Annotated in this window: 14 protein-coding genes, 1 tRNA gene and 1 riboswitch; of the genes, 8 read left to right on the top strand and 7 right to left on the bottom strand. The window is 68.3% G+C overall.

What is annotated here, in order from left to right:
* Nucleotides 1–2: 2 nt before the first annotated feature.
* The 3 genes from thiS to KEC57_RS11640 form a co-directional block, all read right to left on the bottom strand.
* Nucleotides 3–242, bottom strand: a complete 240-nt coding sequence (thiS, locus tag KEC57_RS11650; RefSeq protein WP_229384780.1) for a sulfur carrier protein ThiS — start codon at nt 240–242, stop codon at nt 3–5.
* Complete coding sequence (thiO, locus tag KEC57_RS11645; RefSeq protein WP_229384779.1) at nt 239–1,471, bottom strand: glycine oxidase ThiO; 1,233 nt, start codon at nt 1,469–1,471, stop codon at nt 239–241. Before thiO ends, thiS begins: the two co-directional genes overlap by 4 nt.
* Nucleotides 1,469–1,577: riboswitch (TPP riboswitch) on the bottom strand. It overlaps the preceding gene by 3 nt.
* Before the next feature lie 93 nt (nt 1,578–1,670).
* Nucleotides 1,671–1,754: transfer RNA gene (locus tag KEC57_RS11640), tRNA-Leu, on the bottom strand.
* 158 nt (nt 1,755–1,912) lie between these two features.
* Here KEC57_RS11640 and KEC57_RS11635 point away from each other — a divergent pair.
* From KEC57_RS11635 to pknB, 7 genes are all read left to right on the top strand, one after another.
* Entirely contained in the window at nt 1,913–2,656 is a 744-nt protein-coding gene (locus tag KEC57_RS11635; RefSeq protein ID WP_229384778.1) for an FHA domain-containing protein, read from the top strand.
* Nucleotides 2,653–3,225, top strand: coding sequence for an FHA domain-containing protein FhaB/FipA (locus KEC57_RS11630; RefSeq protein ID WP_229384777.1), 573 nt, complete (start codon nt 2,653–2,655; stop codon nt 3,223–3,225). The genes KEC57_RS11635 and KEC57_RS11630 overlap by 4 nt, the downstream gene beginning before the upstream one ends.
* 18 nt (nt 3,226–3,243) lie before the next feature.
* Nucleotides 3,244–4,482 carry a PP2C family protein-serine/threonine phosphatase gene (locus KEC57_RS11625; protein WP_229384776.1) on the top strand — a complete coding sequence of 413 codons (1,239 nt, stop codon included), beginning with the start codon at nt 3,244–3,246 and terminating at the stop codon, nt 4,480–4,482.
* The gene (locus KEC57_RS11620; protein WP_229384775.1) at nt 4,479–5,894 is read left to right on the top strand and encodes an FtsW/RodA/SpoVE family cell cycle protein; all 1,416 of its coding nucleotides are present in this window, start codon (nt 4,479–4,481) and stop codon (nt 5,892–5,894) included. The genes KEC57_RS11625 and KEC57_RS11620 overlap by 4 nt, the downstream gene beginning before the upstream one ends.
* 2 nt (nt 5,895–5,896) lie before the next feature.
* Nucleotides 5,897–7,354 (top strand): peptidoglycan D,D-transpeptidase FtsI family protein, encoded by a 1,458-nt coding sequence (locus KEC57_RS11615; protein WP_229384774.1) that lies wholly within the window; start codon nt 5,897–5,899, stop codon nt 7,352–7,354.
* The gene (locus KEC57_RS11610; protein ID WP_229384773.1) at nt 7,351–9,063 is read left to right on the top strand and encodes a serine/threonine protein kinase; all 1,713 of its coding nucleotides are present in this window, start codon (nt 7,351–7,353) and stop codon (nt 9,061–9,063) included. Before KEC57_RS11615 ends, KEC57_RS11610 begins: the two co-directional genes overlap by 4 nt.
* Before the next feature lie 78 nt (nt 9,064–9,141).
* Nucleotides 9,142–10,836, top strand: a complete 1,695-nt coding sequence (gene pknB, locus KEC57_RS11605) for a Stk1 family PASTA domain-containing Ser/Thr kinase (protein WP_308187597.1) — start codon at nt 9,142–9,144, stop codon at nt 10,834–10,836.
* A gap of 8 nt (nt 10,837–10,844) precedes the next feature.
* On the opposite strand, the gene KEC57_RS11600 is transcribed toward pknB, so the two are convergent.
* From KEC57_RS11600 to KEC57_RS11590, 3 genes are read right to left on the bottom strand one after another with little or no spacing between them, the layout of a single operon-like run.
* Nucleotides 10,845–11,474: an anthranilate synthase component II gene (locus tag KEC57_RS11600; protein WP_229384772.1), complete on the bottom strand. Its 630-nt coding sequence runs from the start codon at nt 11,472–11,474 to the stop codon at nt 10,845–10,847.
* Between the two features lie 27 nt (nt 11,475–11,501).
* Nucleotides 11,502–11,657 (bottom strand): hypothetical protein, encoded by a 156-nt coding sequence (locus KEC57_RS11595; RefSeq protein ID WP_229384771.1) that lies wholly within the window; start codon nt 11,655–11,657, stop codon nt 11,502–11,504.
* A complete protein-coding gene (locus KEC57_RS11590) occupies nt 11,657–12,415 on the bottom strand; it encodes a class E sortase (RefSeq protein WP_229384770.1) in 759 nt (252 codons plus the stop codon). Before KEC57_RS11590 ends, KEC57_RS11595 begins: the two co-directional genes overlap by 1 nt.
* Before the next feature lie 54 nt (nt 12,416–12,469).
* On the opposite strand from KEC57_RS11590, the gene KEC57_RS11585 reads away from it, so the two are divergent.
* Nucleotides 12,470–12,709 carry a cell division protein CrgA gene (locus KEC57_RS11585; RefSeq protein ID WP_229384769.1) on the top strand — a complete coding sequence of 80 codons (240 nt, stop codon included), beginning with the start codon at nt 12,470–12,472 and terminating at the stop codon, nt 12,707–12,709.
* A 177-nt stretch (nt 12,710–12,886) separates the two neighbouring features.
* On the opposite strand, the gene KEC57_RS11580 is transcribed toward KEC57_RS11585, so the two are convergent.
* Nucleotides 12,887–13,780: a rhomboid family intramembrane serine protease gene (locus tag KEC57_RS11580; protein ID WP_229384768.1), complete on the bottom strand. Its 894-nt coding sequence runs from the start codon at nt 13,778–13,780 to the stop codon at nt 12,887–12,889.
* Nucleotides 13,781–13,796: the final 16 nt, after the last annotated feature.

The raw sequence follows: 13,796 nt of genomic DNA, 5'->3' as shown, positions 1-13,796 counted from the left end.
CGTCAGCCTCCCTGCGTCGCGCTGACGATTTCGACCGCATCGCCGTCGGCGAGTTCGTGGCCTCTCCAGCTGGGCCGCGGGATGACGACGGCGTTGACGGCGACGGCGATGCCGAGCGGCGCGTTGTGGGAGACGGCCCCGTCGGCGGCGATCCGAACGCCGAGGAATCCTTCGACAAGGTCGGCGACGGAGCGCTGCCGCCGAAGAATGTGAGGTTGCCCGTTCAGCGTGATGTCGGTCATCGGTGCGTCCTTTCCGCCGCGCGGTCGGCGACGTGCTTTCGTGTGAATCGATCGGGCCGGAACGCGTCCCAGCGTTCATCCGACCGACCTTCGATGAGGCCGAGGCAGATGTCCGCGGCGATCGGAGCGAGCAGTACGCCGTGGCGGAAGAACCCGGTCGCCACCACCAGCCCCGCAAGAGTGCCGCCGTCGCCTCGGCGCACTCTGCCGAGGAGGGGCGCGTTGTCCGGGGTGGCCGGCCGCGCCCGTGCGGTCGCCTCGATGAGGTGCAGCTCGCCGACGGCGGGGAGCACCTGCTGCGCGTCCCGGAGGAGGCTGTGGACGCCCCCGGCGGAGACCCCGTCCCCGCCGTCTTCCCGCTGAGTCGCGCCGATGACGAGAGTGCCGTCGGCGCGTGGCACGAGGTAGACGCTCTCCCCGTGAACCGCGCCGCGCACGGTCGTCCGCAGGAGCGGGCGGAGCCGGTCGGGAACTCGCAGTCGGAGGATGTCGCCGAACACCGGCCGCACGGGCAGATCGAGCGGTTCGGAGAACCCCTCGATGACCTTGGCACCGAGGCCGTTCGCCAGCACGACTTCTCCCGCGGTGATGGTCGTCCCGTCGGCCAGCACGACCCCGACGACGCCCGAGTCCGTGTTCGAGGGGTCGCCGCGAAGGAGCGCCACCGCGCGCTCGCGGATGACGGCGACGTCGCCTGCCCGGCGCCCTGCGCCCTCCAGTTCGTCGAGCAGCCTCGCCGCCAGGATCCGCGGGTCGACCTGATGATCTCCTCGAACGCGGTAGGCGGATGTGACCCGGGGGCCGAGCAGCGGTTCGCGAGCACGCGCCTCGCGGGTCGTCATCGGCTCGATCGCGAGCGCCGCCCGGCGATGTCCGGCGTACATGTCGGCGAGCATCTGCCTGTCGCCCTGGTCGACACCGACCCACAACGTCTCGTTCCGGACGTAACCGGTCGCCTCGTCGTGAGGCGAAAGCTCCCGCAGGAAGTCGGGATACCGCGCTGCCGAGGCGAGCATCAGCGGCAGGAGATCTTCCTCCTGCCGCTGGTACTCGCTCACGGGGGCGAGCATGCCCGCTGCGGCGAACGTCGCACCCTGTGCCGGCGCCGGATCGATCAGCCGAACGGACCGCCCGCTCCGCACGACCGTCCAGGCGATGCTCAGACCGATGATCCCGCCCCCCACGACGACGACGTCTGCGAGAGCGCGCGGTGAACGGGCGGATTCCATGACGGAACTCCTACTTCCTTCGCCGGCATTACCCGGACAGGTTCGAACGGTCACAGGCCGCGTCAGCCCGATCTCAGCCCTTGCGAGGGCACCCGTGTGGATATTCGAAGAATACACACCGGCGTTCGACGTCACGGAGAGGAAAAGAAGGAAGCCGGTCGGGCTTTCGCCTCCGACCGGCTTCCTTCTCGCATGTCTGTGCGCGAGGGGGGACTTGAACCCCCACGCCCTTGCGGGCACTGGCACCTGAAGCCAGCGCGTCTACCTATTCCGCCACTCGCGCGTGTCGCGGCATCCGAAGATCCAAACGCAACGCAACTTCCCGAGGATATCATGCACCACGACCGAGACCGAACTCGCCCGATCCAGCCGATGGTCCATGGTTGACCCAGAGTCTGCAACTAGCATGTACCAACCGGCACCCCCCGTCCGAGGAGCCCAGTGGGACTACTTGAGAGCTTCGAGAAAGGTCTCGAACGCGCTGTCAACAGCGCGTTCGCCAAGACCTTCCGCAGTGGCATCCAGCCCGTCGAGATCGCGTCTGCCCTCCGCAGCGAGCTCGACAAGAAGGCTGCGGTCGTCAGCCGCGACCGCATCCTGGCGCCCAACACCTTCACCGTGCGGCTCTCGCCGGCGGACTACGAGCGGATGTCGTCGATCGGCGACGCCCTGACGCACGAACTCGACACCCTGGTTCACGAGCACGCGAAGGCCCAGGGGTATTCGTTCGCCGGTGCCGTCTCGATCACGCTGCAGCGCGACGAGCAGGTGTCGACCGGGACGATCCGCGTCGATTCGTCGACGGCGCAGGGCGGCCGCGTGTCGTGGAGCGGCGTGGTCGACGTGGAAGGCCGGCGCATCCCGCTCACCCGGTCGCGGACCGTCATCGGCCGGGGGAGCGACGCCGACATCACGATCGCCGATGCCGGCACCAGCCGCAAGCACGTCGAGATCCTCTGGGACGGCGAGCGCGCGATGGTGCGAGACATGAACTCCACCAACGGAACTCTGCTGGACGGCCGCAAGGTCACCGAGGCCGCCCTCCCACCCGACTCGACGGTGCGGATCGGACGGACCGACATCGTCTTCCGCGTCGTTCCGCTCACGGTTCCCCCTAAGCCGCCGATGACCGCCGATGACGCGACCCGCGCGTTCGACGTGCGAGACAGGGGTCCGCTGGCATGAGCGCGCTCACCGAGCTGTTGCTGCGCATCGGATTCCTGGTGCTGCTGTGGGCCTTCGTCTTCGCGGTCGTGTACTCGCTGCGCGCCGACCTCTTCGGCGTGAAGGTGCGACGGATGCCCGAGCCCGCAGCGGCCGCAGCTCCCGTCGCCGCAGGCGGCACGGCGGTAGGAGCGGCCGCGACGAATGCCGGGGCAGGACGCGTCGGCGCGACCGCCCCGATCGCTCCCGCGGCCGCCTCTGCCCCGGCGTCTCCCGCGGGCGGACCCGCCACGACCGACAAGGTCTCGCGGATCGTCATCACGAGCGGGCCCAAGGCGGGGATCGATCTTCCGCTGGGCAATGAGCCGCTGACGATCGGGCGCTCGAGCGAATCCGCCCTCGTCATCCGCGACGACTACACCTCGAGCCACCACGCGCGCCTGGTGCTGTGGGGCGACCAGTGGATGATCCAGGACCTCGACTCGACGAACGGCACTTGGCACGACGGCGCACGGGTGTCCGCTCCCGTGCCGGTGAAGGTGGGAGCCCCGATCAAGGTCGGCGCGACGACCTTCGAGCTGCGGAAGTAGCGGGCGGACTCTCCACGCATGGTCTTCCAGGGCTCGAGCACCGCGATCTCGCACACCGGCAAGGTGCGCTCCAACAACCAGGACTCCGGCTATTCCGGCTCGAACCTGTTCGTCGTCGCCGACGGCATGGGCGGCCACGCCGGAGGAGATGTCGCGTCGAGCCTCGCGATCACCCGGCTGGAGCGCCTCGACCAGCCGTACGAGACGACGTCCGAGGCGGAGCTCGCGCTGCGGGATGCGATATCGGATGCCGCGGTCGAGCTGATCGACACGGTCCACGTCCGTCCGGAGCTGGCCGGCATGGGCACGACCGTCAGCGCGCTCATCATGGTCGACGACTACGCCGTCATCGCGCACATCGGCGACTCCCGCATCTATCTCTTCCGAGACGGCACGCTCACCCAGATCACCACCGACCACACCTTCGTGCAGCGTCTGGTGGACTCCGGACGCATCACCCCCGAAGAGGCCCGGTACCATCCCCGCCGGTCGGTGCTCATGCGAGTGCTCGGCGACATGGATCCCGACCCCGAGCTCGACACGTTCATCATGCCGACGCAGCCGGGCGACCGCTGGCTGCTGTGCTCGGACGGCCTGTCGGGCGTGGTCGACGACCCGCACACCTCGAAGGCGCTCGGCCTGGGGCTCGCTCCCGGCCGCACCGCTGACAACCTGCTCAAGCAGGCACTCGACGCCGGTGCCCCCGACAACGTCACGATCGTCATCGTCGACGTCGGCGGACAGCATCCGGTCTTCTCCGGCACTCCCACGATCGTCGGCTCCGCATCCAACCCTGTCGGTGTCGAGGTGCCGGCCGCCGCGCCCCGGCGCAGCAGCTGGCTGCACCCCAATCGCCAGGCGGCGAACGAGCCGACGCATTACGAGCCGGCCGCGGGATTTCTCGAGGAGCTCATCGAAGAGGACCGCCGACGGTCCCGACGTCGCCGGATCGGATGGATCACCGGGCTGGTGCTCGTGCTCGTCATCATCACGGGCGTGCTGTGGATCGGCTACCAGTGGACGCAGACGCGCTACTTCGTCGGAACCGATGAAGACACCGTCGTGATCTATCGCGGCGTGCAGCAGAGCATCGGCCCGATCTCTCTGTCGACGCCGTACGAAGACACCGAGATCCCGCTCACATCGCTCTCGGAGTTCGCGCGCTCCACCGTCGAGCAGACGATCTCGGCGAGTTCCCTCACAGACGCGCGCCGTATCGTCTCGAGCATCAGCGACACCGCGGAGGGAGGCGGATGAGCAACGCACCGACGAGCCCCATCGGCTCGGCCGCACCCACCGCCGACGGGGTCTCGACCGACACGTCGGTGGTGCGGGCCCTGCGCCGCATCCGCATGCCGCAGACGCAGCGCAACCGCGAGCTGGGCCTGCTGGTGTTCGCCTTCGCGATCAACGGGTCAGCCGTCGCCCTCGTGCAGCTGGGCGCGCTGGGCGCGATCGACTGGACTTTCCTGGTCTACTGCGGCGGCCTCACGGCCCTCGTCGTGGCACTGCACATCCTGTTGCGTCTGCGTGCGCGCGACGCCGACCCCTTCGTCGTTCCCATCGCGACACTGCTGACCGGCCTCGGGCTCGCGATGATCTACCGCCTCGACATCGCGCAGGACCGCCACGGCTGGGACGCCTTCTCCACCCGCCAGCTGGCGTGGGCGGCGATCGCGCTGGTCGCCGCCATCGCGGTGGTGCTGCTGCTGCGCAACTACCGCGTGCTGTTCCGGTACACGTACATCTTCGGCTTCGTGGGAATCATCCTGCTGATCCTGCCGATCATCCCGGGCCTGGGAACGGATGCCAACGCCGACGTGTGGGTGTCGCTCGGGTTCTTCTCCTTCCAGCCGGGCGAGCTCGCCAAGATCGCGCTCGCGATCTTCTTCGCCGGCTATCTGGTGCGCACGCGAGAGAGCCTGACCTCGACCGGCACCCGCTTCCTCGGACTGACGTGGCCGCGGGCGCGTGAACTCGGCCCGCTGCTGGTGATCTGGCTCATCTCGCTCGGCATCATCGTGCTCCAACGTGACCTGGGAACGGGCCTGCTCATCTTCGGCATGTTCGTCGCCATGCTCTACGTGGCCACGGGCAAGACGAGCTGGGTGCTCATCGGTGTGCTCCTGGCGACCGCCGGTGCGGCGCTCGCCTCGCAGGTGCTGCCCTACGTGCAGGGACGATTCCGCAACTGGCTGGACGCCTTCAACCCCGACCTGATGGGCGACAGCAGCTACCAGCTGGTGCAGGGCCTGTTCGGTCTCGCGCACGGCGGGCTGATCGGCACCGGCCTCGGCCAGGGGCGGCCGTACATCACGCCGGTGGCCGAGAGTGACTACATCCTCCCGGCCCTCGGCGAGGAGCTCGGACTTGTCGGCGTCTTCGCGATCCTGTGCCTGTACATGGTGTTCACGAGCCGGGGCATCCGCATCGGCCTGGCCGGCCAGGACGACTTCGGCAAGCTGCTCGCGACCGGGCTGTCGTTCACGATCGCGCTCCAGGTGTTCATCATGGTCGGCGGCGTCACGCGGCTCATCCCGCTCACCGGACTCACGACGCCGTTCCTCGCCGCGGGTGGATCGTCGCTCGTGGCGAACTGGATCATCGTCGCGCTGCTGCTGCGCATCTCGGATGCCGTCCGCAGCCGTCCCCGGGTGGTGATCGGGTAGGCATGACCAAAGAACTCAGACGCCTCAGCATCCTGATGCTGGTGATGTTTCTCGCACTGCTCGGCTCCACCAGCTGGATCCAGGTCATCCAGGCCGAGGAGCTCGCGCAGAATCCGCGCAACACCCGCTCGCTCTACGACTCGTACGAGGTTCAGCGCGGCTCGATCATCGCGAGCGGCGCCGCGATCGCGTCGTCGGTCGCCTCCGACGACGTCTTCAGCTGGCAGCGGGTGTACACGGATGCCGAAATGTGGGCGCCCGTGACCGGCTACATCAATCCCGCCCTGGGATCGGCGACCGGCATCGAGCAGGCCATGAACGGCGCGCTCAGCGGCACCGCGGGATCGCAATTCCTCTCCCGCATCGAGCGGATCTTCACCGGACAGCCGCCGCGCGGGTCGAACGTCGTGCTGTCGCTGGATGCCGACATCCAGCGTGCCGCGTTCGAAGCGCTGGGCGACCTGCAGGGCGGCGTCATCGCGATCGAGCCCTCCACCGGCCGCGTGCTCGCCATGGTGACGAGCCCGAGCTTCGACACGAACCTCCTCGCCTCGCACGCGACGAGTGAGGTGAACACGACGTACGACGCGCTGGTCGCCGATCCCGGCAAGCCGCTGTCCAACCGTGCGATCGGGGGCGACCTGAACCCGCCTGGCTCGACGTTCAAGCTCGTGGTGGCATCGGCGGCCCTGGCGTCGGGTGAGTACACCCCCCAGTCCGCGCTGCCGAACCCTGCCACCTACCAGCTCCCGCAGTCTTCGAGCGTGGTGCACAACGCCAGCGGCGGAGCCTGCGGTGCGGGCGAGACGGTGACGATCGCGGATGCCCTCCGGCTGAGCTGCAACATCCCGTTCGCCGAGCTGGCGGTCGAGCTGGGCGACACCGCCATCCGTGAAGAGGCCGAGAAGTACGGCTTCAACCTGTCGTTCGAGCTTCCGCTGATGTCGACGGCGTCGAGCTATCCGATGGCGCTGGACGACGCGCAGACCGCCCTCACCGGTTTCGGGCAGGGTCAGGTGACCGCGACGCCGCTGCAGATGGCGATGGTCTCGGCCGCAATCGCGAACGGAGGAATCGTGATGAACCCGCGAATGGTGGATCGCGTGATCGGACCGGATCTGTCGGTGCAGCAGACGTTCGACGACACCGAGTTCGGGCGGGCGATCGAGCAGGACATCGCCGATGAAATGGTCGCGATGATGGTCGCCAATGTCAGTGACGGTGCGGCGTCGGGTGCAAGAATAGACGGGATCGATGTGGCCGGTAAGACGGGTACCTCGGAGAACGGAACCGGCGATCCTTATACGCTGTGGTTCACGGGGTTCGCACCCGCCGAGAATCCGCAGGTGGCCGTGGCCGTCGTCGTCGAGGATGGCGGCGGGCAAGGACAATCGGGCAGCGGCAACACGATCGCCGCGCCTATCGCGAAGAAGGTCATGGAGGCGGTGCTGGGCAGATGAGACCGACGCAAGGTGTGACCTTCGGCGGCCGCTACGAGCTTGATTCGCGAATCGCGATCGGCGGCATGGGTGAGGTGTGGGAGGCGACCGATCACGTCATCGGACGAACGGTCGCCATCAAGATCCTCAAAGACGAATACATGGGAGACCCCGGCTTCCTCGAGCGCTTCCGCGCCGAGGCGCGGCACGCGGCTCTCGTGAACCACGAGGGCATCGCGAGCGTCTTCGACTACGGCGAGGAGAACGGCAGCGCGTTCCTCGTCATGGAACTCGTCCCCGGCGAGGCCCTCTCGACGATCCTCGAGCGCGACGGCTCTCTGTCGACCGACAAGACCCTCGACATCGTCGCGCAGACCTCTGCCGCACTGCAGGCGGCGCATGCCGCCGGCCTCGTGCACCGCGACATCAAGCCCGGCAATCTGCTCATCACGCCCGACGGGCGGGTGAAGATCACCGACTTCGGCATCGCGCGCATCGCCGACCAGGTGCCGCTCACGGCCACCGGCCAGGTCATGGGCACGGTGCAGTACCTGTCACCCGAGCAGGCGTCGGGTCACCCGGCGTCTCCGGCGACCGACACGTACTCGCTGGGCATCGTCGCGTACGAGTCCCTGGCGGGCAAGCGTCCCTTCACAGGCGAGTCGCAGGTCGCCATCGCGATGGCTCAGATCAACGAGCAGCCCCCGCCGCTCCCGGCGACCATCGCCGTCCCGGTGCAGAACCTCGTGATGGCGATGATCGCGAAGAAGCCCGACGACCGTCCCGCTTCGGCGGCGGCCGTCGCACGTGCGGCTACCGCCCTCCGCCGCGGAGACGTGGCCGCAGCAGCAGCGGCCGTTCCGGCGATCGCCGGCGCGGCGGCCGGTGCCGGCGACGCGACCCAGCTGCTCACCTCCGCCGGAGAGACGGGCGCGGCGACCCGCATCCTTCCGGCCCCCCTCGAGCCAGGCGCCGAAGAAGAGCCCGAGAAGAAGAAGCGCAGCCCGTGGACGTGGCCGCTGATCGCCCTCATCGCCCTGCTGGTGCTGGTGCTCGTCGGCACGATCTGGGCGGTGCTCGCGAACCAGGGCGACCCGACACCGGGTCCGTCGACGCCCTCGGCGACGACGACCACGACACCCACGCCCACGCCCACTCCCACCGAGGAGCGCGTCGACGTCGGAGCCCTGGGTCTCACCGGAATGACGTGCGACGAGGCCCGCGCGGTCCTCGACGAGAACGAGCTGGTCGCCAGCTGCGTCACCGGCAACGCCGCTCCGACCGCGGAGCAGCAGAACGTCGTCTACAGCGTCGATCCGACCGGTCGCGTCGAGACGGGCACGACGATCACGCTGACCGTCTACGGCTCGCAGGTCGCGATGGAGACTCCCGGGGCGCCGACGCTGGATGCCGCGACCGTCGAGCCCGGCAGCACCATCGGGGTCAGCTGGCCCGGGTACTCCTGCCCGGCGGGCGAGGGCTCGCCCAGCGCCTACAACCTGTCGACCTCGATCGGAACGTTCCCGAACGGCCAGTCGACGTCTGCGTTCGGCGCCGCGGACCGCTCATCTCAGATCGAGATCCCCGACAACGTCACCAGCGGCACCGTCATCGTCACCTACACCGTGACGTGCTCGGGCGGTCCGTCGGGCGAGCGCACGTCGGGCGCCTCGGGCGAGGCGACGGCGACGATCCAGGCCGCGGCACCCACTCCGTCACCCACACCGTGATGCGTCGGGCGGGTCACGCCGAAACGTGACCCGCCCGACCTCGGATAGTCTGGCTGATGTTCCACGCAGGGGGTGACCGTGACAGCTGAACCGCGCGTGCTTTCCGGACGCTACCGCGTCGACGAGCCCATCGGGCGCGGTGGTATGGCCAGCGTCTACCGCGGCTACGACCTCACACTGGGCCGCGAAGTCGCCATAAAGGTCCTCGATCGCGAGCTCGCCGACGACAACGCCTTCCGCACCCGGTTCCGCCTCGAGGCGCAGGCGGCGTCCCGCATGGCGCATCCCACGATCGTCCGCGTCTACGACGCGGGGGAAGATGCGCTGACCTCGCCCGACGGCACCATCCGTCCTGTTCCGTACATCGTGATGGAGCTCGTCAAGGGCCGGCTGCTGAAGGAGATCATCGCCGCGGGCCCGGTTCCGGTGACAGACACCGTCCGCTACGTCGACGGCATCCTCGAGGCGCTCGAGTACTCCCACCGCGCGGGTGTGGTGCATCGCGACATCAAGCCGGGCAACGTCATGGTGACCGATGCCGGTCAGGTCAAGGTGATGGACTTCGGCATCGCGCGCGCGGTGTCGGACAGCTCGTCCACCGTGGCCGAGACGACTCAGATCCTCGGAACTGCCGCATACTTCTCGCCCGAGCAGGCCAAGGGCGAACCGGTCGACGCACGGGCCGACGTCTACTCGACCGGCGTGGTGCTCTACGAGCTGCTCACCGGCCGTCAGCCGTTCCGGGGCGAGTCGCCGGTCGCCGTGGCGTACCAGCACGTGAGCGAGGCTCCGCTTCCGCCGTCCGAGGTCAACGAGACCGTGCCGCGCTCGCTCGATGCCGTGGCCCTGCGCGCTCTCGCCAAGGATCCCTTCCAGCGCTATCAAGATGCTGCGGGCTTCCGTGAGGCGCTCGACGCGACGATCGACGGCCGCTCACCCACCAAGCGTCAGGTCGGGGCACTGACCAGCGAGCTGTACGGTCCGAACCCGCGGCAGGCCGCCGAGACCGCCCGATCGCTGCGTCAGCTGAGCACCGACACCACGATGAAGCGCACGCAGTCCGGGCCACCGGTGGCGTGGATCTGGGCGGGCGTCGGACTGCTCGCGGTGCTGCTGATCTCCCTCCTGTTCTGGGTGCTGTCGATCCAGCCGCGCGACGAGCTGCCCGCGAACTCGCGCATCGTGCCGGACGTGACCGGAATGACCTATGAGCGCGCGAATGACACGCTCGCCGAGAACGACCTGCTCGCGATCCGCGTCGACGAGGAGAACCCCGACATCGCGGAGGGCAACGTCATCCGCACCGATCCCGGATCCGGGGCGTCGGTCGCCACGCAGCAGGAAGTCCGCGTCTACGTCTCGCTCGGCCAGCAGATGTCGACCGTCCCCACCCTCGTGGGGCTGGGGCAGGACGCGGCCACTGCCGCCCTCCAAGAGGCCGGCCTGTCACTCGGCGTGATCTCGCCGCGCAACGACCCGGACCTCGCGGGCGGCACCGTGATCTCGGCGGATCAGACCGCGGGCTCCAGCATCCCTTCGGGTACGACCGTCAATCTCGAGGTCGCGTCCGGACGGGTGACGATCGAGGACGTGCGCGGATACACGGTCGACGGAGCGACGAGTGCGCTCGAGAAGTTCGGCCTCACCGTCCTCACGCAAGAGGACCCCAACTGTGCCGCGACCGCTCCGCCGACGGTCACGGCGCAATCGCTCGCGCCCGGCGATGTGCCGGTTCACTCCGAGATCACTCTGACCTTCTGCTCCGGAACGTAGCGTCCCGATCAGCGGTGCGGGCTCAGCGCGGCGCCTCGGGCTGCGGCATCCGGATATCCCGTTCTCGTCAGCCAGTTGCCGAGCAGCAGGTAGCCGCCCTCGGTGAGCACGCTCTCGGGGTGGAACTGCACCCCTTCGATCGGCGCTGAGCGATGCGCGACGCCCATGATCACGCCGCTCGCGGTGCGGCTCGTGACCAGGAGCTCGGCGGGGATCGTCTCGGGAACGATCGCGAGGGAGTGATAGCGCGTCGCGGTGAACGGATCGGCGAGCCCCGCGTAGAGCGGTCCGCCGTCGTGATGCACCTGCGAGGTCATCCCGTGCATGAGCTCTGGGGCATGGTCGACGCGAGCGCCGAACGCCTCGCCGATCGCCTGATGGCCGAGACAGACGCCGAGAAGCGGGATGCCGCGCAGCGCGGCCGCGCGAACGACGCCGATCGACGCGCCGGCATCGACCGGGGCCCCGGGTCCGGGGGAGACGAGCACGCCTCTGCGTCCAGCGATCGCGGCGTGCGGGTCATCGATGGCATCGGCCTCGACGAGGTCGGTCTCGGCCCCCAGCTCATGCAGATAGCCGACGAGGGTGTGGACGAAGCTGTCGTGATTGTCCACCACGAGAATCGGGGCGGTGGTCATCGGCGCGCGATCGCTGGCCGGCACCATCTACTGAACGGTGACTTCCTGCGGGTTGACGAACTCGCTCACCCAGGGGAAGGCGTAGAAGAGCAGGCCGTAGAGAGCCGCCGCGACCAGCACCAGCAGGATGAGCACACGCACCCACCAGGGCCCGGGAAGGATCCGCCACAACGCCGCATACATCAGGTCACCGCCTCGAGGGATGCCGGTTCCCCGGCCGTGCGCGGAGTGTACGACTCGAACACCCCGTAGGCGACGATGCGCTCCGCCAGCGAGAACATCGGACTGCAGCTGGTCATCGTGATGTAGGCGGTGCCGGCGGGCACGTTCATCGCCTGCGGCACCGGAAGCAGCACCTCGACCTCGTCGGGAGTCACGTACTCGAGTGTGCGGAAGCGGTAGGTGTACCAGCCTTCCTGGGTCTCGATCACGATCGCATCGCCCACGTGGAGTTCGGCGATGCGGTTGAAGGGCTTGCCCCACGTCGTGCGATGCGCCGCGACGGCGAAGTTGCCGACCTCGCCGGGCATCTTCGTGCCGGGATAGTGGCCGATGCCGATCGGATCGAGGGTGCGAGCGCGTGATGTGCCCCCGGCCATGGGCACCGCATAGTCGGATCCGAACCGCGGGATGCGCATCAGGGCGAACGTCTCCGCGTCCGCCGGCTCGGCGAGAACCGGCGGTGGCGCGGTGACGGGTGCCGCAGGATCCGTGGGCTCGGCGGTCTCGGATGCGACCGGCGGTTCGTACGCCTCTGCCCATTCCTCCGACAGCTCGTGTCCGGTGGCGTTGCGCTCGGCGCCGTAGATCATGTCGCCGAGCCAGAGCTGCCACGCGACGTAGAGCAGCACGATGACGCCGGCAGTGATGAGCAGCTCGCCGAGCACGACGACGACCGAGGTCCGCCGTCGCGGGCGCCGGGTATCAACCGCTTCATCCACAGGGGGATTCTGCCACAGCACGGGTGTGGGGCGGCTGGCAGTTACACTGTTGCCATGGCACGACCCGGCAAAGACGACGACTCGCTCGTCGAGCGCGCAGAAGGCGAAGCTGCACCCAACCCGGTGTGGTTCAAGCCCATCATGATCGGACTCATGCTCATCGGGCTGATCTGGATCCTGGTCTTCTACTTGAGCGGCATGCAGTACCCGATTCCCGGCATCGACGCATGGAACCTCGTGATCGGTTTCGGAATCGCATTCGTCGGCTTCCTCATGACGACGCGCTGGCGTTAGCGAACCACCCATACGACAGTGAAAGCCCCGGGCGACCGGGGCTTTCGCATTTCCGGATGCCGCTGCCCGCGGCATCCGGAAGTTGTTAACAGACTTGTTAACAGGTGTGAATTACACCGGTGTGATTCATCCCCAGCCTGTGGATGAGCCTGTGGATAACTCTGGATGTCGGACCGCTTATCGTCCGATGACGAGTCCGGGAAGCAGCACCGGGACGAACAGCAGCGCGATCAGCACGGCGCCGACCGCGACGAGCAGCGCGATCTGCAGATTGCGCTGTCGAGCCGCGCGGGTGCGCGTGAAGATGAAGCCGATGACCAGACCGACCACGAGCCCGCCGACGTGCGCCTGCCACGACACGTTGAAACCGGGGATGAAGCCGATCACCAGGTTGATCGCGAGCACGATCCCGATCCCGGCGATGTTCGCACCGAGGTGCCGGCCGATGATGAGCAGGGCACCGAAGAGCCCGAAGATCGCGCCGGATGCCCCGACCACGGGCGTGCTGAACGAGAGCAGGGTCACGGCCACCGATCCGCCCAGCACGCTCAGCACGTACAGCGTCGCGAAGCGCCACCTGCCGAGCAGAGGTTCGAGGGTGCGGCCGATCATCCAGAGCGCGAGCATGTTGAGGCCGACATGCCAGAAGCTCGAGTGGACGAGGGCTCCCGTGAGCAGTCGCCACGGCTCGAAGGTTCCACTGAGACTCGGATACAGGTACGGCGCCCAGAACAGCAGCGCGTCCTCGACCGTGCCGCCGATTCCGGGTATCAGCTGCAGCAGGTACACGAACGCCGTGATCCCGATGATCGTGTAGGTGACGATCGGCTGACCGCCGGCCATCGTTACCGCCCGCGGCCGTGACCACCGTCGTTCCGCCTTGCGCTGCGCAGGCGACTGCGCCTTCTGCTGGTTCTGCAGGCATTCCGGGCAGATGACGCCGACCGCGCCCGGAGTCTGGCACTCCGGGCAGATCGTGCGCATGCACCGTTGGCAGAGCACGAAGCTCTGACGATCGGGATGCCGGTAGCAGAAGTTGTCGCTGTTGCGACGGAAGTCGTCGGTGGTCACGCGCCGGGGCTCAGAT

The organism is Microbacterium allomyrinae (assembly GCF_020682705.1).
Classification (GTDB): Bacteria; Actinomycetota; Actinomycetes; order Actinomycetales; family Microbacteriaceae; genus Microbacterium; species Microbacterium allomyrinae.
Note: the sequence above shows the minus strand (reverse complement) of the source record. Positions and strands in the feature narration are given on the sequence as shown.